The sequence below is a fragment of the Bradyrhizobium oropedii genome, assembly GCF_020889685.1.
Taxonomy (GTDB): Bacteria; Pseudomonadota; Alphaproteobacteria; order Rhizobiales; family Xanthobacteraceae; genus Bradyrhizobium; species Bradyrhizobium oropedii.
The window spans coordinates 12,549-35,660 of sequence record NZ_JACMYO010000006.1; the positions used below are offsets into that span (position 1 = coordinate 12,549).

21 protein-coding genes and 1 pseudogene are annotated in these 23,112 nt (G+C 61.3%); 2 read left to right on the plus strand and 20 right to left on the minus strand.

Features of this window, described 5'->3' with window-relative positions; genetic code table 11:
• Positions 1 to 19: 19 nt before the first annotated feature.
• The 3 genes from H8A95_RS03225 to H8A95_RS03235 form a co-directional block, all read right to left on the minus strand.
• Complete coding sequence (locus tag H8A95_RS03225) at positions 20 to 1,813, minus strand: hydantoinase B/oxoprolinase family protein (protein WP_229181789.1); 1,794 nt, start codon at positions 1,811 to 1,813, stop codon at positions 20 to 22.
• Positions 1,814 to 1,823: 10 nt separating this feature from the next.
• On the minus strand, positions 1,824 to 3,896 hold the full coding sequence (locus tag H8A95_RS03230) for a hydantoinase/oxoprolinase family protein (protein ID WP_274617373.1): 2,073 nt from the start codon (positions 3,894 to 3,896) through the stop codon (positions 1,824 to 1,826).
• A gap of 131 nt (positions 3,897 to 4,027) precedes the next feature.
• Positions 4,028 to 4,165, minus strand: a complete 138-nt coding sequence (locus tag H8A95_RS03235) for a hypothetical protein (RefSeq protein ID WP_229181792.1) — start codon at positions 4,163 to 4,165, stop codon at positions 4,028 to 4,030.
• A gap of 363 nt (positions 4,166 to 4,528) precedes the next feature.
• Between H8A95_RS03235 and H8A95_RS03240 the strand changes: the two genes are divergently transcribed.
• Positions 4,529 to 5,275 (plus strand): GntR family transcriptional regulator, encoded by a 747-nt coding sequence (locus H8A95_RS03240; protein WP_229181794.1) that lies wholly within the window; start codon positions 4,529 to 4,531, stop codon positions 5,273 to 5,275.
• A 185-nt stretch (positions 5,276 to 5,460) separates the two neighbouring features.
• Here the strand turns inward: H8A95_RS03240 and H8A95_RS03245 are convergent, their stop codons facing one another.
• Entirely contained in the window at positions 5,461 to 6,402 is a 942-nt protein-coding gene (locus tag H8A95_RS03245) for an alpha/beta hydrolase (RefSeq protein ID WP_229181795.1), read from the minus strand.
• A gap of 40 nt (positions 6,403 to 6,442) precedes the next feature.
• Positions 6,443 to 7,939 carry a flavin-containing monooxygenase gene (locus H8A95_RS03250; protein ID WP_229181797.1) on the minus strand — a complete coding sequence of 499 codons (1,497 nt, stop codon included), beginning with the start codon at positions 7,937 to 7,939 and terminating at the stop codon, positions 6,443 to 6,445.
• 129 nt (positions 7,940 to 8,068) lie between these two features.
• Here H8A95_RS03250 and H8A95_RS03255 point away from each other — a divergent pair, with 129 nt between their 5' ends.
• On the plus strand, positions 8,069 to 9,115 hold the full coding sequence (locus tag H8A95_RS03255; protein ID WP_229181799.1) for an AraC family transcriptional regulator: 1,047 nt from the start codon (positions 8,069 to 8,071) through the stop codon (positions 9,113 to 9,115).
• Between the two features lie 230 nt (positions 9,116 to 9,345).
• Here the strand turns inward: H8A95_RS03255 and H8A95_RS44345 are convergent.
• The 15 genes and pseudogenes from H8A95_RS44345 to H8A95_RS03335 form a co-directional block, all read right to left on the minus strand.
• A pseudogene (locus H8A95_RS44345) lies at positions 9,346 to 9,462 on the minus strand (biotin carboxylase N-terminal domain-containing protein); the annotation flags it as partial.
• Between the two features lie 293 nt (positions 9,463 to 9,755).
• Positions 9,756 to 11,042, minus strand: coding sequence for a methyl-accepting chemotaxis protein (locus tag H8A95_RS03265; protein ID WP_420839323.1), 1,287 nt, complete (start codon positions 11,040 to 11,042; stop codon positions 9,756 to 9,758).
• A 53-nt stretch (positions 11,043 to 11,095) separates the two neighbouring features.
• Complete coding sequence (locus tag H8A95_RS03275; protein WP_229181800.1) at positions 11,096 to 11,278, minus strand: hypothetical protein; 183 nt, start codon at positions 11,276 to 11,278, stop codon at positions 11,096 to 11,098.
• Positions 11,279 to 11,332: 54 nt separating this feature from the next.
• Positions 11,333 to 12,442: a WD40 repeat domain-containing protein gene (locus tag H8A95_RS03280; RefSeq protein ID WP_229181801.1), complete on the minus strand. Its 1,110-nt coding sequence runs from the start codon at positions 12,440 to 12,442 to the stop codon at positions 11,333 to 11,335.
• 8 nt (positions 12,443 to 12,450) lie between these two features.
• A complete protein-coding gene (locus H8A95_RS03285; RefSeq protein ID WP_229181802.1) occupies positions 12,451 to 12,759 on the minus strand; it encodes a hypothetical protein in 309 nt (102 codons plus the stop codon).
• Positions 12,756 to 13,205 (minus strand): hypothetical protein, encoded by a 450-nt coding sequence (locus H8A95_RS03290; protein ID WP_229181804.1) that lies wholly within the window; start codon positions 13,203 to 13,205, stop codon positions 12,756 to 12,758. The genes H8A95_RS03285 and H8A95_RS03290 overlap by 4 nt, the downstream gene beginning before the upstream one ends.
• A 14-nt stretch (positions 13,206 to 13,219) precedes the next feature.
• The gene (locus H8A95_RS03295) at positions 13,220 to 15,259 is read right to left on the minus strand and encodes a sigma-54-dependent Fis family transcriptional regulator (RefSeq protein WP_229181806.1); all 2,040 of its coding nucleotides are present in this window, start codon (positions 15,257 to 15,259) and stop codon (positions 13,220 to 13,222) included.
• 121 nt (positions 15,260 to 15,380) lie between these two features.
• Entirely contained in the window at positions 15,381 to 15,875 is a 495-nt protein-coding gene (locus H8A95_RS03300; protein WP_229181807.1) for a hypothetical protein, read from the minus strand.
• A gap of 140 nt (positions 15,876 to 16,015) precedes the next feature.
• A complete protein-coding gene (locus H8A95_RS03305) occupies positions 16,016 to 16,696 on the minus strand; it encodes an MIP family channel protein (protein ID WP_229181808.1) in 681 nt (226 codons plus the stop codon).
• A gap of 110 nt (positions 16,697 to 16,806) precedes the next feature.
• Positions 16,807 to 18,438, minus strand: coding sequence for a molecular chaperone GroEL (groEL, locus tag H8A95_RS03310; RefSeq protein ID WP_229181810.1), 1,632 nt, complete (start codon positions 18,436 to 18,438; stop codon positions 16,807 to 16,809).
• 122 nt (positions 18,439 to 18,560) lie between these two features.
• A complete protein-coding gene (locus H8A95_RS03315) occupies positions 18,561 to 19,364 on the minus strand; it encodes a metal-sulfur cluster assembly factor (protein ID WP_229181811.1) in 804 nt (267 codons plus the stop codon).
• Between the two features lie 6 nt (positions 19,365 to 19,370).
• A complete protein-coding gene (locus H8A95_RS03320) occupies positions 19,371 to 20,393 on the minus strand; it encodes an amidohydrolase family protein (RefSeq protein ID WP_229181812.1) in 1,023 nt (340 codons plus the stop codon).
• 118 nt (positions 20,394 to 20,511) lie between these two features.
• Positions 20,512 to 20,883: an MmoB/DmpM family protein gene (locus tag H8A95_RS03325; protein ID WP_028345441.1), complete on the minus strand. Its 372-nt coding sequence runs from the start codon at positions 20,881 to 20,883 to the stop codon at positions 20,512 to 20,514.
• Positions 20,884 to 20,889: 6 nt separating this feature from the next.
• Complete coding sequence (locus H8A95_RS03330; protein ID WP_229181814.1) at positions 20,890 to 21,960, minus strand: aromatic/alkene monooxygenase hydroxylase subunit beta; 1,071 nt, start codon at positions 21,958 to 21,960, stop codon at positions 20,890 to 20,892.
• A 60-nt stretch (positions 21,961 to 22,020) separates the two neighbouring features.
• Positions 22,021 to 23,061 carry a 2Fe-2S iron-sulfur cluster-binding protein gene (locus H8A95_RS03335; RefSeq protein ID WP_229181815.1) on the minus strand — a complete coding sequence of 347 codons (1,041 nt, stop codon included), beginning with the start codon at positions 23,059 to 23,061 and terminating at the stop codon, positions 22,021 to 22,023.
• Between the last annotated feature and the right edge of the window lie 51 nt (positions 23,062 to 23,112).

The window sequence follows — 23,112 nt, forward strand, 5'->3', positions numbered from 1 at the left end:
CAACCTCAAGGCTGCTGGTTCAGGCGGCTGCACGCGCGCGCAGCTTTTCGGTTGCTCCGATATCGACGGTGAGATCGTTCGTGGTGACCGAACCGATGAACGCGACGCCATAGACATCCCGCGCCCGCTCGATCGTTTCGAAGCCGTCGAGCACATCCTTAAGGACGCGGCGCGGGTCGCGCTCGAGTGGATTGCCATAGCCGCCGCCGCTGGTGGTGTTGCCGCGAACCCGCTCGCCCTTCTTGAGAACCGTGATGACGACGTTCGGAAGCTCCTCTTCCTCTCCGTTTGCGCTTATCTTCCAGTGCTGCGCCTTGATGCCGTCCTCGCCGCCGCGGACACCCTTAGGCGGATAATGCGTTCCGTCACATGGCCAGAGGGCGTCCATCGGCTGCCCCTTGGGACCATAAGAGACTTCGACCGCGAAGGAGCCACGATACTTGCCCGCGCCGGCGGAGCCGGGGAGGATACGGATGTATTGGAATTCCAGCGGATGCTTGAGTTCGTCGACCTCAACGGAGTCGCGATACATGAGGCCGGCCACAACAGGCAAGGCGTAGTTCGGCCAGCCGTCTGCCGTTGGGCTGCCGGGGCCGCCGGCCGCTGCGACGATCAGCTGATTGACGTAGGGTTCGTTGCCCAGCCGGTGGTCCTTGCCGGAGATGACGCCGGTGCCGGCGCCCATTCCGATGCCGCCTTCCGCGAGCCCGAAGTTGTCGCCGATCGTCGCGAACGCAGACTGGGTGATGTTGATCAGCCGGTCGGCGACATTCGTGGTGGCCAGCGAACAGGAGTGCGGGAACGCAGGACGGCCCGCAACGGAGCCGTCGCGGAGATGCAGGCCCAGGCGCCGGAACGAACCCGCATTGCGCGGCACGGTGGGATCGATCGAGTTGAACACGCCCGAGAACACCGCCGCCGTGACGCAGGCCTCGCTTTCATTGAAGCCGCAGGGCACGTTGTCGACATTGTCTCGCAGGTCGAGTTCGATGATCGAGTTATCCGGATCGATGCTGAGCTTGACGTTGAGCGGCACGCCGTCGGGCAGCAGTCCCGCGAGGGGATCGTGCGCGCCGCTGCGCACGACGCTCGCTTTCGGCAGCTTCTTGATCGCCTGGATCATGCGCTGCTCGGAATAATCCATCCAGTTGGTGATGAAGGTCCTGATCGTTTCCTTGCCGTATTTGCTGCACAGCTCCTTGAGGCGCCGTTCCGCGATGCGGGCGGAGCCGATGCCGGCGAGGAAATCGCCGTACCATTGGTTGGGCACGCGGATACGTGAACGACACATCGCGACGACGTCTTCATTCATCTTGTAGTCGCGCTGGATACGGACCGCCGGGAAGATGAGGGCGCCTTCTTCATATTGGTCGCGCGCCTGAGCCATGTAGGTCGTCGGGAGGCTGTTGCCGATGTCCGCTTGATGGGCCTTGGCGACCGTGGTGAACAGGTGCTCGCCATCGATAAACACGGGGACGAGAAATGCATGATCTGCAGCGTGCGAGTTGCCGGAATAGGGATCGTTGTGCAGGTAGCAATCGCCTTCGCGGAGATCGCCGGCATGACGGTCCGTCATCGCAGCGGTCAGCATGTGCGATCCGAAGATATGGATCGGCAGGCCTTCGGCGCTGGCGAGGAGCTGATTGTCGGCCGTGCAGATCGCGCAACTGAAGTCGCGTGCAGAATTGATGACTGCGGATCGCGCCGCGCGCAGAAGGGTGTTGGTCATCTCGCGCACGATGCCGTCGATGCGATTCGCGATGATCGCCGTGAGATAGGGATCGAACTCGCTGTTGGCTGTGGTCACGGTCATTGCTCTGATCCTATGCCAGGCTGAGAAGGTAGTTTCCGGCGGAGCTGATCGTCGCCGTCATGCCGGGATAGACGACAAGCGTCGTCGTTGGCTCCTCGACGATAGCCGGTCCCTTGATGACGGCGCCGAGACCCAGATCATCCGGCTTGTAGATACTGGTGCTGACAGGCGTGGCGGTGCCGAAGAAGCACTGGCGTATCGCGGAAGGACTGGCGTCGGTCTTCGCCATGCGCGCGACATTCGGCGCTTCTCGGGATGCGATCTTGGCCGTCAGCCGCGCTTTCCAGTTCACGATCTCGACAGGACTTCCTTCGTCGCGAACGGCGAACACGCGCTCATGGACTTCATGAAAGGCGTTGACGAGCGCGTCGATATCGCCCTGCCCGGCGAATGAACCCGATGCCAGCGGCGTATCCAGCTCCCACACCTGACCGAGGTAGCGTGCCTCCGCGTAATAATCAATCCGGTAGTCTTTGCCACGTTCGCCGAGCGCGCGCCGGAAAGCCTCGAGCCGATCTTTCAGTTCGGCCAGCGTGGCATTCACTTTGTCCTTATCGAAACGATTGGTCAGCGACACGACGCTCGCCGTCTCCTCAGCGACGATGTTGGCGAACTGCATCCCCGAGGCCGATAGCACCGAGGCAACTTTCGGCAGCACGACGCTTTCGCACCCCAACTCCTTGGCGATCAGCATGATGTTGAGACCCGCCGCGCCGCCGCCGGCAACGATGGTACTTTCGCGCGGGTTCACGCCTTCGTTGATCGTGATGTCACCGATCGCGCGCATCATGAATTCGCCGGCCAGATGGATGATGCGATAGGCCGTCTCTTCCACGGTGCTCCCGAGTCGGGAGGATACGGTTTCGATCGCGCGACGCGCCGCGCCGGCATCAAGAGTCATGCGGCCGCCGAGAAAGTAGTCGGGATCAAAATAGCCGAGCACCACCGCGGCGTCCGAGACGGTCGGCAACGTACCGCCACGTCCGTAGCAGGCAGGACCGGGTTCAGCGCCGGCCGATTGGGGGCCGACACGCATCAAGCCGCCTTCGTCAATCCACGCGATCGAGCCGCCGCCGGCGCCGATCGACCTCATGTCCACGGCGGAGATACCCAGCAGGTCGCCCGTATATTGCGGTCCAAGCCAAGTGTCGCGCGTATATGTAAGATTGCCGTCGCGAACCAGCCCGACGTCGAAGGTCGTACCACCGGTGTCGCAAACGATGACGTCATTGCCGAGGCTCTCCAGCGCGGAGAACGTGAGGCCCGCGATCGGGGCCATCGCCGGTCCCGAACCGACCGTGTAGATCGGCTTATCGATCAGGGCTTCGACATTGCTGCATCCGCCGGCCGCCGTGCTGACTAGAAGTTCGCCGTTGAAGCCGGCTTCCCGCAGGTCATGCTGTAGCCCTTCGAGATGCCGCTGCATCAGCGGCTTTAGCGAAGCGTCGATGGCCGTCGCCGAAGCGCGGCGATATTCGCGGACGATCGGAATGAGCTGGTGCGAAAGCGTGTAGGGGACGTTGGGCGCGACCTCGTCGAGAATCCTGGCGAACCGCAGTTCGTGGTCCGAATTGGCAATAGACCAGAGGAAACTGATGGCCACCGCCTCGAAGCCTTGATCGCGGATGCTTTCGGCGATGTGTCGGGCCTGGGCCGTATTGAATGGCACAGAGACTTGACCCTCCGAGTTCATCCGCTCCTCGATCTCGAAGGTGTGGCGCTTGGCGATGTAGGGATCGGGGTAATCCTGGGTGAAGTCATGGGGATTGAACTTGCCGCCCTCCTTGAACAGGAGAGTGTCGGCGAATCCCTTGGTCGTGACGAACGCCGTTTTCGCAACGGTCTTCGTCACGATGGCGTTGGTAGCTCGCGTCGTTCCGTAGATCAGAAGAGTGGTTTGACCGAGAAGTTCGAAAAACGAAATCTCGAGTTGATCCGCCGCAGCCTCGATCGCCTCGCGCATGCCGAGGAAGATGCGATCGCGCGTGGTCAAGGCCTTGCCGATCGTCATCAGGCCACGGGTATCGGCCACGATGACATCCGTGAATGTGCCGCCCGTGTCGACTGAAATTGTATAGGCCATCGCCTGAACTCTCCAAAGAAGGACTGGAATCTTGCGGAATGTGCGAGCGTGCCCCTTGGGCACACGCTCGAAGGTCGAGGAAGGTTTAGGTCAGGACGCTATGGGTTGAGCCGCGTGCGTATCCGAAGTGGTCATCGGTCGCAGGAAAACCGGATCGCGCGCGAAAGTCGGATCGTCGTGCGGTTATCTGTCTGGCCAATGTCTCGTGCCGAAATGGCGGCATCTGACGGCACAGCACGACGGAATTCGCGGATGGTCACCTCAGGCATGCCATTCCTCCCCAGTCTCGATGCGTCTAATCGCGTAATTCGGAGGCGCGGTTCGTCTCTGGGCCTTTCGGCTGGCGTTGAAACCGCGCCCTGGCCCCGCTTCGAGAGCGTCGTGCGGGAGCTCATAAAATCAATGTGATCACATAAATATCCGCGCTGCAAGTGAAAATATCAGGAGGATCAAGCGATTTTGGTTCATTTTTCGGCAAATTGGCATGCAAGCGCGCTCCCCGCCGGAGAGCATCGCCAGATATTTCGTGTCCAGCCCGAAAATGCGATGTATGAAGGATATTATGTGATCACAAAGTGACGCTTTGTAAGAGTAGCTAGAGCGACGTAAAGCTCCGCACAGGGAGGTCTTCGATGAATCTGATCGACAGTCCGAAAGACACGGCATCGCTAGCCGGGGTGCCGGCGGAGACCCTGAGCATTCAGGTCTATTTGACGATCCGGGACCGGATATTTCGTGGAGAGTGGCTCCCCGGCACACGCCTGACGCTGCGCGCACTCGCGGCCGAACTCGGCACGAGCGTGCAACCTGTCCGTGACGCGATCAGCAAGCTGACCGTGGAGCGCGTGCTCATCCTGCGTCCAAATTACAGCGTGCAGATACCGGGAATTGACCGGCTGATGATGGACGAACTTTTCTCGATGAGGAATCTTCTGGAAGCCGAGGCCGCCCGCCGCTGCGCCTCGTTGATGTCGGATGTGGACATCGATGAACTTGAAGAAGCGATCCGCGCCACTCGCCGCGTCTATACCCTTGAGACGGCCACTGCGAACAGGGTTGGAGAGATTCAGAACGTCGCGCGCATGCTGGCGCTGAAATCTGGCTCGAGCACGATCGCCGAACAGATCATCAACCTGCGCACGCGCACCGCGCCTTACTATGCCGCCGCTCTCTCACGCGACGATCACGAGGGCAACAGGGATCCTGAGTTCGTCATCTTTACGATCCGTATTCAAGATGAGTTTGTGAGAGCGCTACGCCGCCGCGATTCTGTCGCCGCAGCCGAGATCAGGAAAGTCGATCTCTATACGTTTCAGCATTACATCTACCGGCTCATCAATGTTCCGCAGAATGATGCCAGCTCCGCCGATCCACGCTGAACAACAAAGCTGCCGGCACGCTCCCCGCCTATCCAGTCGCCACTCCAATCGACCCAGCTCTTCCTCCGTCGCATCGCCGCCAGATGCGACAAGACCGATCCGAGCCTTTCCGCCACGATCGGCCTTGCCGCAACGCGTCTCGCCTTAAGGCGAACGTCAACAGGCCCTGGCCTGCCGAAGTAGCGCTAGTCGCCCCGCAGCACTTCACCGAAGCGAGAAGTGCTGTGCTCGATGATAGCCTGCGCGGCAGGCGACCAGCGGCCCATGTCGAAATAGCCGTGGATCATGCCCGGCCCTGGAATGTGCTCGGCCTTGCCGCCTGCGGCGCGCAGCGCCTCGGCGTAAGCGGCCCCTTGGTCGCGCAGCGGATCGAACTCGGCCGTCACCACCACGGCCGGCGGCAGGTTTGCGAGGCTCCTGGCCTGCAGCGGCGCCAGGCGCGGGTCCATGGTGTCGCTGAAGCCGCCGGCATAGTGATTGTAGAACCAGGCCATGGTGTCCATTTCGAGGAAGTAGCCCTTGGCGTTCTGCTCGATGCTTGGATAGACGGCGGCTACGTGGTCGACCGCCGGATAAATGAGAAATTGCGCAGCGAGCGGGATGCCCGCATCACGAAATCGTTGCGCTACCACGGCGGCAAAGTTGCCGCCCGCGCTGTCACCGGCCACGGCGACGGCGCCGTCGCCGCCAAGTTCGGGCGCATGGGCCACGACCCACTTGGCGGCAGCCACGGCGTCATCAATGCCGGCGGGGAAGGGGTGTTCGGGCGCGAGGCGGTAGTCCACCGCCACCACCACGGCGCGGGCGCCGCGGCAGATGTCGCGGCACATGTTGTCGTGCGTATCTAGGTCACCGATGACATAGCCGCCGCCGTGGAAGAACGCCACGGTTGGGAAGGGGCCGTCGCCTTCGGGACGGTACGCGCGCGCCTTGAGCGGGCCGGCGGCGCCGTCGACGGTGGTGTCCTGCACGCTGGCAACCGGCACGACCTGCTCGGGTGTACGAGAGCCGAATGTCAACGCCAGGTAGCCATCGCGGCCTTCGGCGGGCGAGCCTTCTTGGATGGGCTTGGCGCCCGAGCCGGCCATCATTTGCAGGACGCCGTCGAGGTGGGGATCGAGGGGCATGATCGTTGTTTCCTTGAATTGGTTGTGCCGGAAATTGGTCTCAGCGGTAGGCGAGCGCTTCGTCGTTGGGCTGCAAGGCAGGCAGGATCGAGAGTTCTTCCGCGTATTCCATATGATGCTTCCAGGGGTGACGGTCGCCTTGCCGGAACAGATGGTGCTGCGCTCGCATCACATAGCCGGCGTTGAAGTTCTCCGAGCTCATCCAGGGCAGGCGCGGCATGTCGACGTCCGCGGCGGAAAGCGTGGGCTCTACCACCGAGCGGCCCTCCTGCCGCATGTGCTCAATGAGGCGGCACACCAAGTCACTGACCAAGTCCGCGCGCAGCGTCCAACTCCAGCGGAAGTAGCCCAGGGTGTAGGCCATGTTGGGGACGCCTTGAATCATGACGCCGCGGTAGGTGACGCGCTGGGTGAAATCCACCGCTTCGCCATCCACGCTGAAGGGGACGCCGCCGAAGAACTTCATGTTGAAGCCGGTGGCGGTGACGATGATGTCGGCGTCGAGGCGCTCGCCACTGGTGAGCTGGATGCCTGTGGCGTCGAAACGCTCGATGGTGTCAGTGACCACCGACGCCTTGCCGCTGCGGATGGCGCCGAACAGGTCCCCATCGGGAATGACGGCAATGCGCTGCTGCCAGGGGCGGTAGCTCGGGTTGAAGTGCTTGTTCACGTCGAAGCCTTCGGGCAGGTGGGCTCGGGCCTGCTCCATGAGGAAGGCGCGCAGGCCTTCCGGCTGCTCGAACGACATGCGCACGATCTCGCCCATTTTCGCGATTTGCGCGCGCCGCATGATTTCGTGTGTCCACTCCTCGGGCAGGTCCAGCGCGCGCAGCGGAGCCTCCAGCGGATGGGCCCAGGGATCGGCCGAGAAGAAGGTGGGCGTGCGCTGAAGCATGGTCACATGCGCGACAGAGTCGGCAAGGGCGGGAATCAGCGTGGCCGCGGTGGCGCCCGAGCCGACGATGACAACGCGCTTGCCGGCGCAGTCCAGATCCTGCGGCCAGTGCTGCGGGTGCACGATCCGGCCCTTGAAGTCCTGCATCCCCGGCCATTCTGGCGTATGGCCCTTGGCGTGGTCGTAATAGCCCGAGCACATCCAGAGGAAGCCCGTCGTGAACGTCAGCGTCTCTCCCGTGTCTGTGCGGAGGACTTTCAGCGTCCAGCGCCGGTCTTGCGACGACCAGCTCGCCGACGTAACCTTGTGCCCGTAGTGCAGGTGCGGCGTCAGGCCGTTTTCCTCGATCACCTCTTCGAGGTATGCGCGGATCTCGTCCGCTGTGGCGATGGAACGGCCGCGCCAGGGCTTGAAGCTGTAGCCGTAGGTATAAAGATCGCTGTCCGAGCGGGCGCCGGGATAGCGATGGGTCCACCAGGTTCCGCCGTGGCCATCCATCGCTTCGAGCACGGCAAAGCTGCTCTCGGGAAAGCGCTTGCGCAGGTGGTAGGCGGCGCCGATGCCGGAAATGCCAGCGCCGATGATGAGATAGTCGAGATGCTTTACGTCAGATGACGCATTGGCCTTCTGGTGCGTTTCCATGTGAATTTTTTCTCCTGTCGCGTTGGGGTCAAGGGACCACGCGTTGGAGAATGTTAGGCTCAAACCGATTGCGGTTTTTGTTTTTACGCGACAAGATTTCGATCTTGGACGACAGGCAACAGGATTCGGATGCCGCGCGATTCAAATCACCTCAACATCGTGCGCGCCGCGGCGCTGTCCGGCTTCGAGACGCTCGTTCGCGATCTCGGGGGAGACGCGGCGACCATCTTGCGTTCTTGCGCATTGGATATCGAGGATCTGGACGATCCCGAGCGCTACATACCTTATCGCAATGTGGCCCTGGCGGTCGAGGAGGCGGCCCGCCTGCTGCAAGTGCGGGATTTCGGCCTGCTCCTTTGCGCCATGCAGGATGTGAATTCCCTGGGTCTGCTCGCGCTGGTCATACAGTCCGCGTCTAGCGTGCGCGAAGGTGTGCTGCTGGGCGCCAAGCACGTTTATTTCCACAATCCGGCGCTAGGCTATCGGAACTTCATGGATTCCGGCGAGGGACTAGAATGCGTTGAAGTGTTTCAGCGCCTGACGGCGCTGCCGAGCCTGCCACAGGTCACGGAAATCTGCGTCGCCTATCTCTGCCGCATAGTCGGCATGCTGTCCGACGGCACGCTGCGCCCCGCCGCCATCCATTTTCGTCATGCGCCTGTGGGCGCCGATACGCAGTATCGGCGCCATCTGGGGCAAACGCCGCGCTTCAATGCAGCCTTCGACGGCATCTCCGTTGATCCGTTGGCGTGGCGCCGTCCGATACCGAGCCGCAACCAGCTCTTGCAGCAGTTCGTCGAGCGGTTTCTGGTCGGATCGTCGCTTCCGCGCGAGCAGTCCGTCTCGGATCAGGCGAGCAACGTATTGCGCAGTCTCGTGCGTGCGGGAATGGCCGATCTGGGAACCGTCGCGAGCGCTATGGGGCAGCACCCGAGAACGTTGCAGCGCCGGCTACGCGCCGAGGGCGCGGTTTTTGAGGAACTGCGGGACGCCGCGAGAAAGACCTGGGCTCGCCAGTTGCTGGTCCAGCCTGGTCTCAGCCTGATCCATATCGCGCACTTGCTTGGATTCGCCGATCAGTCGGTTCTGACGCGCGCCTGCCAGCGTTGGTTTGGAGCCGCGCCGAAACGATTGCGCCAGGACGCCACAGCGCCGCGGGCGCTGTCGACTTCATAACAATCTGCGCGTCAGGGTAGGCCCTTGCCTGCGAATTGCAATCGGTGGAATACGCGCTCTACCCCATTCAGGGGCTCCACGACGACCTTTGAACGCGCTTTCCGGCCGAGATAGTTGAAGGTAGAGCGCTGGCGGACAGGATTTTGGAACCGCGTGAGATGATCGAACATGTCGACGCGCAAGTCGTCGTGACTGCCGCACCTCGCCAACAAAATCGCGCTATTGGCTCAGTCCTGTTCGGCATAGAGCGCGACCGTCTGGATTCCAAGTTCGGTCGCAGCTCGGAAGACGCGGATGGCGATTTCCGAGGGGTTGGCAACGAGCAGTTTTTTTATGCAACTCTTCATGGTGCCGCTCGCAAATACCTGCTTTGCCGACGAAGGCCCGTAAACAGACGTGGTTTGGCCGCAAGTTCGGACCCACGACCAGGGGCGGCGGAAGTCATAGAGACCGATTGTGCCATGCATTCCACCATCGATCTGCAAGACGAAAGCGATCGGCCCTAAGAATGACGGGGGTGCACACGACATCTACTCGAAAATTTTCAGAGGCTTGTGATCGTGGTCCGAAAGACGCCGCCAACGCGCCGGGCCGGGCCGGGAGGCGGTCTCGGCACAAACTTTCAAATTTCACGTTTTAGTCATGAAACCCGTACCGTGTTGAGAAATCGGCTCACTTCGTCTTTCAGCCGACCACTCTCGCTCGACAGCGACCGTGCCGAGGTCAAAACCTGCGAAGAAGCCGCACCAGTTTCGGTGGCCTCGCGCCGCACGTCCATAATGTTCGTGGACACCTGTTGTGTACCGCTTGCAGCCTGCTGAACGTTGCGGGAGATCTCCTGCGTCGCAGCACCCTGCTCTTCTACAGCCGCGGAGATGGTTGACGAAATCTCCGATAGCTTCTCGATCGTGCCGCTGATCTCGCCAATTGCGCTGACCGATTCCTGTGTCGCGGCCTGGATCCCGCCGATCTGCTGACTAATTTCTCCAGTAGCTTTCGCCGTCTGCTCTGCCAGGGCCTTCACTTCTGAAGCCACGACCGCGAAGCCACGGCCGGCTTCGCCCGCTCGAGCCGCCTCGATGGTGGCGTTCAAGGCCAGCAAGTTTGTCTGTCCCGCGATTGAATTGATGAGGTCGACGACGTCTCCGATGCGTGCAGCCGCTTTGGAGAGCTCACTGACGCGTTCGTTGGTCTTTCGCGCTTGATTCACCGCCTCGTTGGCAATGCGCGCGGCTTCCTGCACCTGTCGGCTGATTTCCCTCACGGATGAGGAAAGTTGCTCGGTCGCCGACGCGACGGATTGTACGTTCGTAGAAGCCGCCTCGGAGGCGGTAGCGACAGTCGTCGTTAGCTCTTGTGATCGTTCTGCGGTGCTGCTTAGCTTGTTCGCCGAGTCCTCGAGCTCGGTCGAGGCTGAAGAAACCGTCTCGACGATCTTGCCGATAGCGCTCTCAAACTCGTTGGCCAGTTTGTTGATTAGAGCTCTTTTCTCCTCTTCTGCCGTCATCAATTCGTGAATATCCACCAACGATCCGCAGGCACGCCGCGGTTTTCCTTTCTCGTCGAGCACGACGCCACCTGTCGCTCGAAACCAGCGATAGCTTCCGTCTTTGACTTTTAGGCGATACTTCACGTCATAACCGACGCCCGTCTGGCATGTCGAACCGAACGCGGCGAACGTCGCCGGCGCGTCGTCCGGATGAAGGCGCTCCGACCAGGATTGCACGACGTTGGGGAATTCGATCTCGTTCTTATACCCACACAATCGGCGGAATTCACTCGACCAAGTCCAGCGTGCCTTGGGATGCATCGCATCTCCTTCGTGAAGGATCGCGTCCCACAATCCGATGCCCGAATAAAGAGAAGGCGTCTCAAGCCATTCGGCCTTGTGAAGAAGCTCGTCGTTCCGAAGAAGTCTTTTCAACATACCATTCCCCGCAAATTCGTTTCGCAAATCCAACCTGACGTGCAGCAACGCTCCTACTGTGTCACCGCGCTTCGCTCAAACGGCTTGTTCTCGGCGATAAATCTTGCGGCCAACACCAAGGCCCCCATCGAAAAGTCCTTCCCGTGCGCGGCGACCATGCGTTCGGAGAGTTCCGCCAACTCTTTGAAGAATCGATCTTTACTTTCGGCCTCATTAACAGGGCGATTGGTTGTCATAGTTGGCTCTCCTCACGATTTCGTCGCCGTTCGTAGTCATTCTGGAGCGGGAAGCTACTTGAAGATGTGCGGGGGAAACGTAATGATCGCCGCCTCCCCGTTATCCGAGCCGAATGCAAGATGCTGGCCATCGGCCGACCACCGAAGTGCGTGGACAGCGCTCCCGCCAGGTGGCTTGACGACCAGTTCGTCCGATTCCCCGATCTTGGCGACAACCACCATGCCGTCCCCGTAACCTGCCGCGATCAGCCGACCCTCGGCGTGCATATCCACCGTCTCGACGAGTACGAGCCTGGCACGGCCTGTCGTAATGCTGGCCAGCCGCTCGCTGTCGTCGCTGAGACTGGAAATGTCCCAGGCGATTATTCGATAAGCTCCGCTCGTAACAAGGACGCGGGAGTCCGCGCTCCACGCCAGGGATGAAGTGCTCCCAGGATAACTGGAAATCCGGACGATCCGGGCATCGGCAAGGCGGATCAAAACGACGCCTGCCCCCATGATAGACGCGGCCAACCAGCCTCCATCGGGACTCCACGCCAAATTGGAGATTGGGCCGAGCTCGAATGAAGCCACCGGCTCTGGTCTTGCCCCGAAGGCACGAACAAGCAGGCAATCGTCGACTCCCATCGCAAAGCGCCGACCATCCCTTGATACAGCCAGTGCCGATGCATTCCCGCCCGCGCGCTCCTGGAGCCAGCCGACTTCGCCATTGGGATCGTAAAATACGACCGATCCGCCGGAAGCGGCCAGAATGCCCCCGGCCTGCACCGGGGCGACGAGATCGATTGCGGACCCATGGTCCGCGATCAGATGCGTGACCCCGGATGGTGACACGCCGAGCAGCCGGCTGCGCTCATTTGCGACAAAGCCCGACGACCCGATCGAGGCGAGATGAAGCGGCGCATCGCTGACGACGACCTTCGTCAATGGGGGCACCGGCTTCCGCCGCGGCGAGATTGTGGCCCGGCCTCCGTCCAGCGCGATACGACAGCGATCCTGCGGCGGCTCGGTATCGGTCAACGGAGCGATTGCCAGCGCGCCATCGGTGAGCGCAAATGCGACTCCGTCTCCCGCGAAGGCCGTACCGGTGACGGGCACCCCCACCGTCCAGTGCCGTCCGAGCAAATCATAAAGCGCTGCAATCTCTGCTTCCATCGTGTCCATCGAACGTCTCACCTGTCGGCGGCAATCCGCCTGTCAATATCTTCAAGGCGTCGTTCCAGTACGGCGCATTGAGCGTCGCATGCTGCCATTCCGGCAGCTGCGTTTTTCAGGCGTGCCCGTGCTTCCTCAAGCGCCTCGGAGAGCGCATGCGAGACGCCTGTCGTGGCAATCTCACGCTCAATCTCCTGAATCTCGAACTCCGCCCCACCGCCAAGCTGGAGGTTCAGAAGATTGCGCGATCGAGCGGCCGATATCTCCTGAACGACGGCCAATCGTTCCTTCAGCAGTTCGATCTGGATCGAGGGATCGTCACTCATGCGTCCGCCTCGATCTGAGTCAGGATCCGCTGCAGGCCTCCGACACCAGATACAAAGTGATGCTGCGCGTCATTGATGTGAGATTGCAGGGAGTCCCACAGATCGACCCTTAGCAACCGCGCCGGATCGCCGGCCATCGTCTCGATGGCCTGAAGGCCGAACTGGTGCCGTAAGCCGATTCCCTTCAAGACGAATTCCGAAAGCTCGCGTGCATGCGTTTCGACGAAGGGACGCAATAGCGGATGCGCGCCATAACTGATGCCGCGCTTTGCGAGTTCGACCTCGATGAACACGATGAAATGCCTAACCAGCAGATTCTGGCTTTCGCCCAGCAGTTGCACCACGAAAGTAACGTCGCGGTCTGCGCGCGCAAGGATCTGCGATGCGATTGCCGCAGCGGTGGTCGCCCCCTCCCCGCCGCTTTGCTCTTCCCAGACAGCCGACATGCCTCATCCCGCCTTCAGGTCCGAGAACGGTATTGGTGCAATTTGCGATACAGCGTGGCGCGCGAAAGCCCGAGCTTCTCTGCAGCGGCGGCAATGTTACCGCCTGCATTCGCGACCGCCCTCTCGATGGCACGCCGTTCCACTTCGTCGAAACGTGCGATCTCGTCGCCTTCCGATCCCGTCGAGCGATGCGCCGCCTGCATGGACACCGAGGAGGGTTCAGCCGACGCCGCTTCCGCGAAATCCTCCGGCAAATCTTTGGGAGCGACGATGCCGGTGATCGTCATCAGCACGAGGTTCTCAACCAGATTGCGCAGCTCGCGAACATTCCCCGGCCAGCTATAGCGCCGCAGCAACTCCATCGTCGCTGACTCGAAATGTAGCGGTTGGGTGCTGTAAGTCTCCGCAAATTGCCTGTTGAAATGATCGATCAGGATATCGACATCGCCCAGGCGCTCACGAAGTGGCGGGATGGTGAACTTGACGACGCCGATCCGGAAGTACAGGTCCTTGCGAAAACGTCCCTCCGCCACTTCCTGCTTCAGATTCCGATTGGTCGACGCGACGAGTCGGACGTCCACAGGTCGCGCCTTGCTGTCACCAAGCCTGTACACCGCGCGCTCCTCCAGCACACGGAGCAGGTAAGGCTGCAAGTCCATCGGCATCTCGCCGATCTCGTCAAGGCTGAGCACGCCGCCATTGGCGAACTCAAACCGTCCGGGCCTGCCCTCGCGCGTCGCGCCGGTATAAGCACCCGGCGCATGCCCGAACAATTCGCCGCCGAGAAGCTCCTTGGAGACCGCACCGCAATTGAAGGCAACGAATGGCTCCTTGCCCGTATTCTGGCTCGCGGCGTGAACCAGACGGGCGAAGAGTTCCTTGCCGACGCCAGTCTCACCCTCGAGCAGGATTGCCGTTCGTCCAAGTGCCGCCCGCTCAATCTTCTCGATCGTTTGCACCAACGCGTCACTGCATCCGACAATCGCTTCCTTCGCCGAGACAAGTGCGGCGCGGGCTGCTGGCGACATCTGGGATCGGGCAAGACTGGCGCGTGGCTTCGCCGCGAGCACAAGCATCGCGCCCTTCACCACGCCGTCGACCACCAATGGCTCGATCCGCTGCTCGCGCAGTTCCTCGGGCAGCCCCTTGACGAGGTCTCTCGCCAGAAAGCCCTCGTCACTTGGGAGAAGCTGCTGCCCGATACTCAAGTCATGCGACTGCGCAATCCGGTGCCAGCGAACGGATGCCATGTCGTTGTGGTGAATGACCCGGCCGAACCGGTCGAGAATGACGACGCCGTCAGCGCTGTTCATTCCCGGCATTCGGGAAATGCTCGCCTCGAGAAGCCGCATTCTCTCGATGCGGACCTTTTCCGAGAGCGCCAGTTCGATGTGATGAGCCGCGACCACTGCCAAGGCTACATTGTGCCGGTGAAAGATTGCCTGAGGTCCGGAAAAGTCTACGATGCCGATGATGCTTCCGTTTATCGGACTACGAATGGGGCTACCGACACAAGTCCATGCCTTGATGCCTTCGGAGAAATGCTCGGCCGCATGGACATGAACCGGCTTTCCCGTGACCAGCGCTGTACCGATGCCATTGGTGCCGGTGACCGCTTCACCCCAGGCCGCGCCGGCTTCCAGGCGAATATCGTGCCCTGCGTCAATGGTCCGCCGATCGCCCCCGACCTCCAGCACGACGCCGTTCCTGTCGGTGATGACGACCATCGTCGCGGCATCACCAAGCACTTCGGCAATGCGGCGGAAGGTCTCGGCGCTCGAACCAAGCAGGTCATCGTTCTTCAAACGCAGTTCATAGAGATCATCCGGCGAGGCGAGGAGATTACTGCCCTTACCACGAGCATCGACCCCGGACTTGACACTGCGTTGCCATGACTCCTCGATGAGGCCGCGCACCGGGGCGTTTTCGCGCCTCAGGTCTCCGAAGGTCAGGAAATTTTCCCATGCCTTGTTGGTTTCGTCCTCATCGTATGGCCGCCCCTGCTCCGCCTCTGAAGCTTTGTAGCCTTCCAGGGAAAACGGCGGCTTGGCCATGAGCGTTTCCGTCAGCATTGGAGCACCATACGTCCGTTGGCAAACAGCAACCCGATCGGCAAACACGAACTGAGCCGGATCCCAGCAGGGTCGTTCTCCCTGCGGGCTCCGCTCACGCAGATCATTCGACGCTTCTGGAGATCGCGTCCAGGCCGAGGCGGCCAGAGATGATCTGTTCCAAGTGGGCTTCCGACGTCTCGTCGGGCACACTCACTCCCTCAAGGTCGGCCAGGACCCTGTGCAATTCGTCGTCGAGCGGCTCGAAGATCCCGTTCTCCCGTGTCGCCAGCGCGAAGTATCGCGATTGGCCGTTGCCGCGCAGTTCGCCGACAAAATCGAGCTGCCGCCCCGATGCGAGATCGGCAATCACGACGCGACCGTTACGGCTGATTCGCACATAGGGCTCGACCTCTTTTGGGCGAGCCGGCGGCGTGGACCAGAGCTTGCCCGAGGGCTCGGGCTGCGGAGGCGGCGTCGGGTTGCGCAATTGCTGCCAACGCCCGAGTGTCAGATGATTGGCGAGCGCGTTGATCGTCGTGCGGTTCTTCTGAAGGAAATCCTTGGCCGCCACCTCTTCCCGGTGCGGACCGTCGCGTTTGGAGATGATGTAGACCATGTCCCTTTTCCTCCTGCCCGGCTGATCGGATGAGCCTGGAGGCTTGTTACACTGCCTCCTTCGGCTCATGCCGGGACTTTCAAGATTGTAACCCGTTCCGGATCGTTGTCACGGTGCAATCAATCATGCGATCGCGAACGTCACGCCGCCGCAACCATCTGGCGTGTCACCCCCGCCTTGAAGACGTAACCGGACAGTGCGGCCCCCAGGCACGGCGCTACAAAATAGAGCCACACCTGTGACAGCGCATCGGAGCCAGCAAACAATGCAGGCCCCAGCGATCGCGCCGGATTGACCGACGAGCCCGACACGGCAATGCCGGCGAGATGGATCGCGACCAACGTCAGACCGATCACCAACCCGGCATAGGCCGACGCCGCTCCGTTTTGCGTCGCACCAAGGATCACCGTCAGAAACAGGAACGTTGCCGACGCTTCGAACACGAACGCGGATAGAACACCGTACTGGCCCCAGCCATTCTGGCCAAAGCCGTTCGCCGCGACGTCGTAGCCTCCGACCTTGCCTTCGGCGATCAGGTACAGCACGGCTGCAGCCGCGATTCCCCCGATGAACTGCGCAACGATATAGCCGGAGAAATCCCGCGGCGACATCCGCCCGGCGACGAGCATCCCGAGGCTGACCGCCGGATTGAGATGAGCACCGGAGATATGACCGATCGAATAGGCCATTGCGACCACGGTCAGGCCGAATGCGAACGCGACGCCCAGCAAGCCGACCTCGGCCCGCATGAAGATCACGGTCGCGCAGCCAAAGAACACCAACGCGAACGTACCGATAAATTCCGCAACATACTTCTGCATAACTCCCCCTCCCTGGTGATGGATTCGATATCGAGACTTCTGTCCGCCTGGTCGCGGCGCGCGCCGTCGCTTGAGGCGGCGTGATGGAACCCGGACCGCGTACGCGTGCCTCATGCGCGGCCAAGCTTCTCCGCTCCGCCGCCCAGTGCCGGCCCCTGTGTCGGATCGATGTACTCCGGCACATCGGCAATCAGGGTGTTGGTTGTCAGCACCAGCGTGGCGACGGAAGCGGCGTTTCGAAGCGCCGTATAGGTCACCCGGACGGGGTCGACGATGCCGGCCGACACCATGTCGATGAATACACCGTTGGCAGCATCGAACCCGACGCCCGACCGGGAGCTCTGCAGGTCGGCCACGACCTTCTCCGCATCATGGCCGGCATTCCGTGCAATGAAAGCGGCGGGACGCGACAGGGTTTCACGCACCAGCTTGATGCCCTCACCCAGATCGCCATTGATGTTGCCAAGCGTCCGCGTCACCACCGGCGCACACTGCGCCAACGCGGTGCCGCCACCAGGCACGATGCCCTCTTCGGCTGCGGCCCGCGCCGCACTGAGCGCATCGTCGATCAACTGGATCGTCCGCTTCTGCTCCACCGGAGTGACGCCGCCTGCCAGGATCACGGCCGTCCCACCCGACAACTTTGCCAGCCGCTCCTTGAGCTTGTCCTGTTCGATGTTCGGCGGTGCCAGATCGTGCTGCTTGGCCACCTGTTGGCGCCGCGCGGCGATCGCCGCATCGTCGCCGCCGCCCCGAATGATCACCGTTTCGCGTGCGCTGGCCCGCACCTGCCGTGCGGTTCCGAGATCGTCAAGGCCGGCCTCTTCCAGTCTGCCGCCGAGTTCGCGCGCGATGACCCGTCCACCGGTGATGATGGCGAGATCGTCCATCATCGCCTTGCGCCAATGACCATAATCAGGCGGATTGACCACCAGGACCTTGCCGCGATTGTCATCGCCAAGCAGCGTGACGACCACTTCCGGCGCGATCTCCTCGGCGACGATGACAAGCGGCCGCCCGGCCGCGGCGACGGTCGCGCGTAACGCCGCCAGCTCGGCCGGCGTTTTGATCTTCAGGTCGGTCAGAAGAATGTAGGGCTGATCGAGCACCACCTCCATCTTTTCGACATCCGTCACCATGTGGTGCGAGATATAACCGCGATCGAACGACATGCCTTCGACGACTTCGAGCGTCGTACTGGTCGTCAGCCCGTAGTCGGAGCTGATGATGCCATCCTTTCCGACGCGCTGGACTGCCTCCGCAATCAGACCGCCCAGATGGGCGTCGGTTGACGCAATCGTGGCCACCGCCTCCAGTGTCTTGCGGTCCGAAACGGCAATTGCCGAGCTCTTCAGGGCTTCAACGACAACCTCAACGGCCCGGTCGATCCCTTTGCAGAGATCGACGGCCTTGGCGCCGCGCTCCAGTGCAGCAACTCCTCCCTGGATGAGGCCATTTGCAAGCACCATGGCGGTGGTCGTGCCGTCGCCAGCGACCTCGTTGGTCTGCATCGAGACCTCGCGCACCACCTGCGCACCCATGTTCTCGAAGCGATCAGGCAGTTCGATTTCGGAGGCAATGGTGACGCCATCGCGCGAGACGATGGGCGTGCCGATCGGCCTGTCGACCATCGCGTTCATGCCCTTGGGACCGAGGGTCGATTCGACCGCCGCTGCAAGCTTCTGGACCCCGCGCGCGAGAGCACGGCGGGCTTCGGTATGATGTAGTAATACTTTCGGCATTGGCTTCACTCCCAGGCGGTCGGGTCTTGTTGTCTGATTGGGCGGACGTGCTGACCGCTCCGGTTCTTGGCGCTTCCGGGCAGCGCGCTGAACGCACTCCCCACGCTTCCGCTTCTCAAAGGTCAGGTGCTGCCTGATGGAGCAGCACAGCGGCTGCCGCAGCCCCCGCACGGTGACGGTGTCCGTCCAGGACTGCCGTCGGCGAATTCGCGATTGCGGACGGCAAGAAGGCCTCTGCACAATGAGCTGTTGAACTCCATATTGATGCGCACTCCCCGCAACCGCTGCAGATAGGACGCTAGTTCGTGCCGTCTGATGGGGGCGCCCTCGTAGGCCACAAACGCACGATCCTCCGGGAGGCAAGCCAGACCCACTTCAATCAGAAGCTCGCGATAGCGGGGCTTCTGGCGCGCAACGTCCGGCGAAGCGAACTCGACCTCGTCAAAGCTATGCAGACTCATCCGGCAGATCTCCGGATCCTCATAACCCAGCCCCCGCAAGGCCAGGATCATGATCTCCTGGCGCCGCTCGAACGCCTTGCGGCGGAACTTGTCCCGCAATTCGTCAAGCGAGCCTGCCGGCGCAAACTCCCTGAGTGCATCGGCGAATGACCGGCCTTCGCGGACACCACGGTTGATCTCGTCTGCGACCATATGGTCCCGAAGCTGCGGCCGCGCCTCGCGAACCCACGGCAGCGACGACACCGCCCGACGCATGTCGTCGGCCATGAGGAACGCGAAGTTCGCCGAACACCAGTAGGTCGGCAACCGAAAGACGATATCGACATCGCCATCGTCACCGACGGTAACATGCTCGACGAATCCGAGATCGGTCACCGACTCGTCGAGTTCGGGGTCTGTGACCAACGCGAGGCGCTGCCACACCTCGCTGGTCCTTCGGTCATGCTTCAAGAGCGGCGCGTTCATGTGATGTCATCCCGCCGCGGTCGCATAAGCACCCTTGGCAAGCTTTGCCTTCTGCGCCTCGACATCCACGCCATAAAGGCGCGCGGCGTTGAGACCGAGTATCTTCTTTTTGGCTTGCGGCGTCAGATCGACACCGTGCTCCTGCTTCAGGTCCTCCGGCAGCTCGAAGTTCCAGAACTTCTCGACCAGCCAGCGGGGCGTCCAGATGGCGTAGTCGCTGCCGAACAGAATCTTGTCCTCGCCGACCCAGAACAGCAATTCGCTAATCACTTCCGCGAAGTACCGGGGACGTCCGTGAATGAACGGAAGCGCGACTGCAAGGCCGCCATAGACATTGGTCTCCTGGACGGCGATCCAGCAGAAATCGTCGAGTCTGGGCAGACCGCAGTGCTCGATTATGAAATTCAGTCCCTGGAAGTCGGTCGCCGCGTGATCGACGTCGTGAACATCGAACGCATCCTTGTCCAGCGGGATGATGGTCGGCCCCTTGTGAACGTGGATGTTCGTGATGCCGAGCTTCTGGCAGAGCTCGAAGCAACGATAGGCGTTCGGATCGGTGAGCTTCCAGCCCCGCGACTCGCCCTTCCATTCGGCGGTGTAGAGCTTGACGCCCTTGATGCCGAACGTTTCCTTCATGTAGTGGATGTATTCCAGCGCCCGCTCACCGTCGCGTGGATCAAAGGCCCCGTTGACGATGAAACGGTCCTTGTACTTCTTCGCCATCTCGGCGTTGCGGTCGATGGTGTTGAAGCCACTCTTGTAGAATTCCGCGAGATAGGTCGACTGCACGATGGCCATGTCATCCGGACCGTCGACGAACAGGTCGCGGTACATCTGCTCGGCGCTGTATTTCTCGAACTGGTCCTTGGGCCAGAGCTTGTCTTTTGGGCTAAGCGAGGTGTGGTACGCGTAGAAGCAATCAATGAACTGCTTGCCGTGAATGTTGAGCTGGTTCGCCGGACTGCCGTCCCAGAAGTGGGTATGACCGTCGATGACGAAGACTTCCTCGCCCGTGGGAGTTATGAACATGATGGTCTCCAGGAATTTTGATAAGCTCTGTTCGATCAATCCACGCACTGTCGCTGCGCGAACACTTTGGAAGCGGTGGGGCCGCACCACTGAGGATGCGGCCCCCAGTCAGGGAGCTTCACTCGATGTATTCGAAGACCTCGTCCATGTTTCCGAACAGTGTCACCGTGTTGTCGTCGATGCGCACCATCCGGCCGTAATGGGTCGAGGTATTCACTTCGAATATCTCGGCCGTCATGTCCTTTCCGAGGATGTCACTGATCTCATCCATCTTGAAGATCAGCTTGCCCTCGCCGTCGATGCGGATCAGGGCCGGCTGGTAGGTCACGGTGACGTTCGGCTTCTTGCCCATGAATTCGGCGATGGCGCGTGCCTCGACGCTGTCGTTCATGGTGACGCCGCACTGATGGGAAATCGTCTGTTCAAAACGAAGATCCCCCATCTTCTGGAAGATGTTCTGGTTGGTCGCACTTCTTGAAGCAACAGACATTGCAATTTACTCCTTGGGAAGGACGAGACCGAGCTCGCCGAGGATCTTCTTGATACGTTCGACCGACTGGGCGCGGACGTCAGCGTACTGCACCGGCTTCGAATGCGGCTGCGACCAGACCGGCTGCAGTCCGGCGGCCGCCTTGTTGGCCAGCGCCACGTGCTTGTTCACCCAGCCCTGGAACAGCTTCTTGTTGTGCGCGGCATGCTGATTGTCGGTTACCAGCAGATGCATCAGGTCGATCGTGTTGGCGAGGTTGCGCTCATAGTCGGCCTCGGCCGCCGAAATCACCGCCGGCGTGATGAAATCGCCGTTCGGCGAGCCGACCTGCATCAGGAAGCCGCTGCGGAACAGTTCGCCGACCAGCGGCTCGAATACGATGTTGGTGGCTAAGTACTGCTCGAGATAGTCGGCCGACCCCATGATCGATTCGATCGCTTCGCGGGTGCCCTGCCAGCCCTTGTCCTCCAGCCACATCCGCTTGCCCGCGGCGTCGTCGAAGCCCGGAATGTCCATTCCGATCTCGGCGAGATAGAGCGTGATGTCCTGGGCGAGACGAAGCTTGTAGGACGAGTTCGTCAGCGTCGCGTTGTTGATCATCTGGGTGTAGCCGTAGCGCTGAGCCTGCATCAGCGACGTGCCGAGCCCGAACTCGGCATGTTTCCACGCGCCGAGGTGGTTTTGCAGGATCTTGACCCAAGCCTTGTCGAAGCCCTTCGGCGCGCCGGACTTGCGGCCGTTGGCGATCACCGACTGCACCATGGTCTCGATCTTGGACTGGCGCTGGTAGTGGGTGCGCTCCCATTCCTGGTCGGGCGCACGGAAGGCATGCCAGTTCGAGCTCAGCGCGGCCGTGTTGTCCTTGGTGTAGGCCCCCTTCCCGTTAGGGAAGGAGATGATCCAGTCCTGCAGCAGATAGCGCTCCGGATCGGGCTGAACGTCTACGGTCACGTCCTCATAGTGCGTCGCCCGCTTGCTGCGAGGCTCGAAATAGCGGTACTTGCGGCTGTCGGAATCCGGAAATATCGCAGCGCCTGCTGCACCGGATTTCGCTGGAATACTTTGAACGGCAGTCATGGTCGTCTTCCTCCTCCCTTGGTGGGCTCTGTAAAAGGCACGGTCGCTATTCGAAAACTCTCAGTTGGTGGCTGGTGTGAACTTGTCGAAGAAGATGCGATCCGACTCGACGTCGTTCATCTGCAGCACTGGCACCAGCGCCTCGATCATCGGCGACGGCCCACAAGCGTAGACGTCGACGTCTTCGCCATATCCCGCGTTGCGAAGATGCGCGCCAACGGCTTCGTGCACGAAGCCCTTTGCTCCGCCCCAGGTCGTATCGTCGGCTGCATGGGAGAGCACCGGGACGAAACTGAACTCCGGATGCCTGGCGGCGAGCTCTGCGAAGCGATCGAGATAGAAGAGGTCGTTGCGCGTTCGCGCTCCATAGAAGAAGTGCACCGGGCGCACGTCGCCGGATTCGATGTGATCGTGCAGGATCGACCACAGCGGGGACATTCCCGATCCGCCGCCGACCAGGACTATGGCTCCGGTTCTGTTCTCTCGCCGGAAGCAGGTGCCGTAGGGGCCTCGGATTCCGACCGAGGTTCCGAGGGCGAGGTCTCCGTCGAGCCGGGAGGAGAAGCGTCCGTTCGGGTACTTTTTGATGATGAATGCGAGCTTTTCGCCCTCGATCGGCGAATTTGCCATGGAAAACGAGCGCGTAATCGTCTCTGCCCCCGGGAGCGTGATGTCGACATATTGACCCGCCCAGAACTTCAGAGGTTGCTCGAGCGATATCTCGAGGAGCCGGATGTCATGGGTCAGCGCGGAGACGCTCGTGACTGTGCCGGTGAAGTCCCTGACCGGGATCGATTTCGACAGCACCTCCTCGTCATAGTTGAGGAGCTCCACCTCGAGATCCGAATAGGCCAAGGTCCGGCACAGCAGGATGTAGTCCTGGCCTCGCTCCATCTCGTTGAGGGCGAACGTCGAATATTTCTTGAGCTCTACTTCGCCTCCGGTCAGGACGCATTTGCACGCCGAGCACTGTCCCTCCTTGCAACCATGCGGCAGTGCGATGCCCTGGCGGAAGGCGGCGTCAAGAACGGTCTCGTTCTCCTCGACCTCGAATTCTATGCCTACCGGTTGCAGGCGAACGACATTAGCGGGCGTGCCCATGGGGCCTCCTCAAACCAAGACTTGCGTGTCTTCCGGAGATCGATCGGGAAG

Bases quoted from the DNA above. Each gene is read 5' to 3' on its own strand.
- H8A95_RS03225 (WP_229181789.1), bottom strand. From the start codon at position 1,813: ATGACCGTGACCACAGCCAACAGCGAGTTCGATCCCTATCTCACGGCG.
- H8A95_RS03230 (WP_274617373.1), bottom strand. From the start codon at position 3,896: ATGGCCTATACAATTTCAGTCGACACGGGCGGCACATTCACGGATGTC.
- H8A95_RS03235 (WP_229181792.1), bottom strand. From the start codon at position 4,165: ATGCCTGAGGTGACCATCCGCGAATTCCGTCGTGCTGTGCCGTCAGAT.
- H8A95_RS03240 (WP_229181794.1), top strand. From the start codon at position 4,529: ATGAATCTGATCGACAGTCCGAAAGACACGGCATCGCTAGCCGGGGTG.
- H8A95_RS03245 (WP_229181795.1), bottom strand. From the start codon at position 6,402: ATGCCCCTCGATCCCCACCTCGACGGCGTCCTGCAAATGATGGCCGGC.
- H8A95_RS03250 (WP_229181797.1), bottom strand. From the start codon at position 7,939: ATGGAAACGCACCAGAAGGCCAATGCGTCATCTGACGTAAAGCATCTC.
- H8A95_RS03255 (WP_229181799.1), top strand. From the start codon at position 8,069: ATGCCGCGCGATTCAAATCACCTCAACATCGTGCGCGCCGCGGCGCTG.
- H8A95_RS03265 (WP_420839323.1), bottom strand. From the start codon at position 11,042: ATGTTGAAAAGACTTCTTCGGAACGACGAGCTTCTTCACAAGGCCGAA.
- H8A95_RS03275 (WP_229181800.1), bottom strand. From the start codon at position 11,278: ATGACAACCAATCGCCCTGTTAATGAGGCCGAAAGTAAAGATCGATTC.
- H8A95_RS03280 (WP_229181801.1), bottom strand. From the start codon at position 12,442: ATGGACACGATGGAAGCAGAGATTGCAGCGCTTTATGATTTGCTCGGA.
- H8A95_RS03285 (WP_229181802.1), bottom strand. From the start codon at position 12,759: ATGAGTGACGATCCCTCGATCCAGATCGAACTGCTGAAGGAACGATTG.
- H8A95_RS03290 (WP_229181804.1), bottom strand. From the start codon at position 13,205: ATGTCGGCTGTCTGGGAAGAGCAAAGCGGCGGGGAGGGGGCGACCACC.
- H8A95_RS03295 (WP_229181806.1), bottom strand. From the start codon at position 15,259: ATGGCCAAGCCGCCGTTTTCCCTGGAAGGCTACAAAGCTTCAGAGGCG.
- H8A95_RS03300 (WP_229181807.1), bottom strand. From the start codon at position 15,875: ATGGTCTACATCATCTCCAAACGCGACGGTCCGCACCGGGAAGAGGTG.
- H8A95_RS03305 (WP_229181808.1), bottom strand. From the start codon at position 16,696: ATGCAGAAGTATGTTGCGGAATTTATCGGTACGTTCGCGTTGGTGTTC.
- groEL (WP_229181810.1), bottom strand. From the start codon at position 18,438: ATGCCGAAAGTATTACTACATCATACCGAAGCCCGCCGTGCTCTCGCG.
- H8A95_RS03315 (WP_229181811.1), bottom strand. From the start codon at position 19,364: ATGAACGCGCCGCTCTTGAAGCATGACCGAAGGACCAGCGAGGTGTGG.
- H8A95_RS03320 (WP_229181812.1), bottom strand. From the start codon at position 20,393: ATGTTCATAACTCCCACGGGCGAGGAAGTCTTCGTCATCGACGGTCAT.
- H8A95_RS03325 (WP_028345441.1), bottom strand. From the start codon at position 20,883: ATGTCTGTTGCTTCAAGAAGTGCGACCAACCAGAACATCTTCCAGAAG.
- H8A95_RS03330 (WP_229181814.1), bottom strand. From the start codon at position 21,960: ATGACTGCCGTTCAAAGTATTCCAGCGAAATCCGGTGCAGCAGGCGCT.
- H8A95_RS03335 (WP_229181815.1), bottom strand. From the start codon at position 23,061: ATGGGCACGCCCGCTAATGTCGTTCGCCTGCAACCGGTAGGCATAGAA.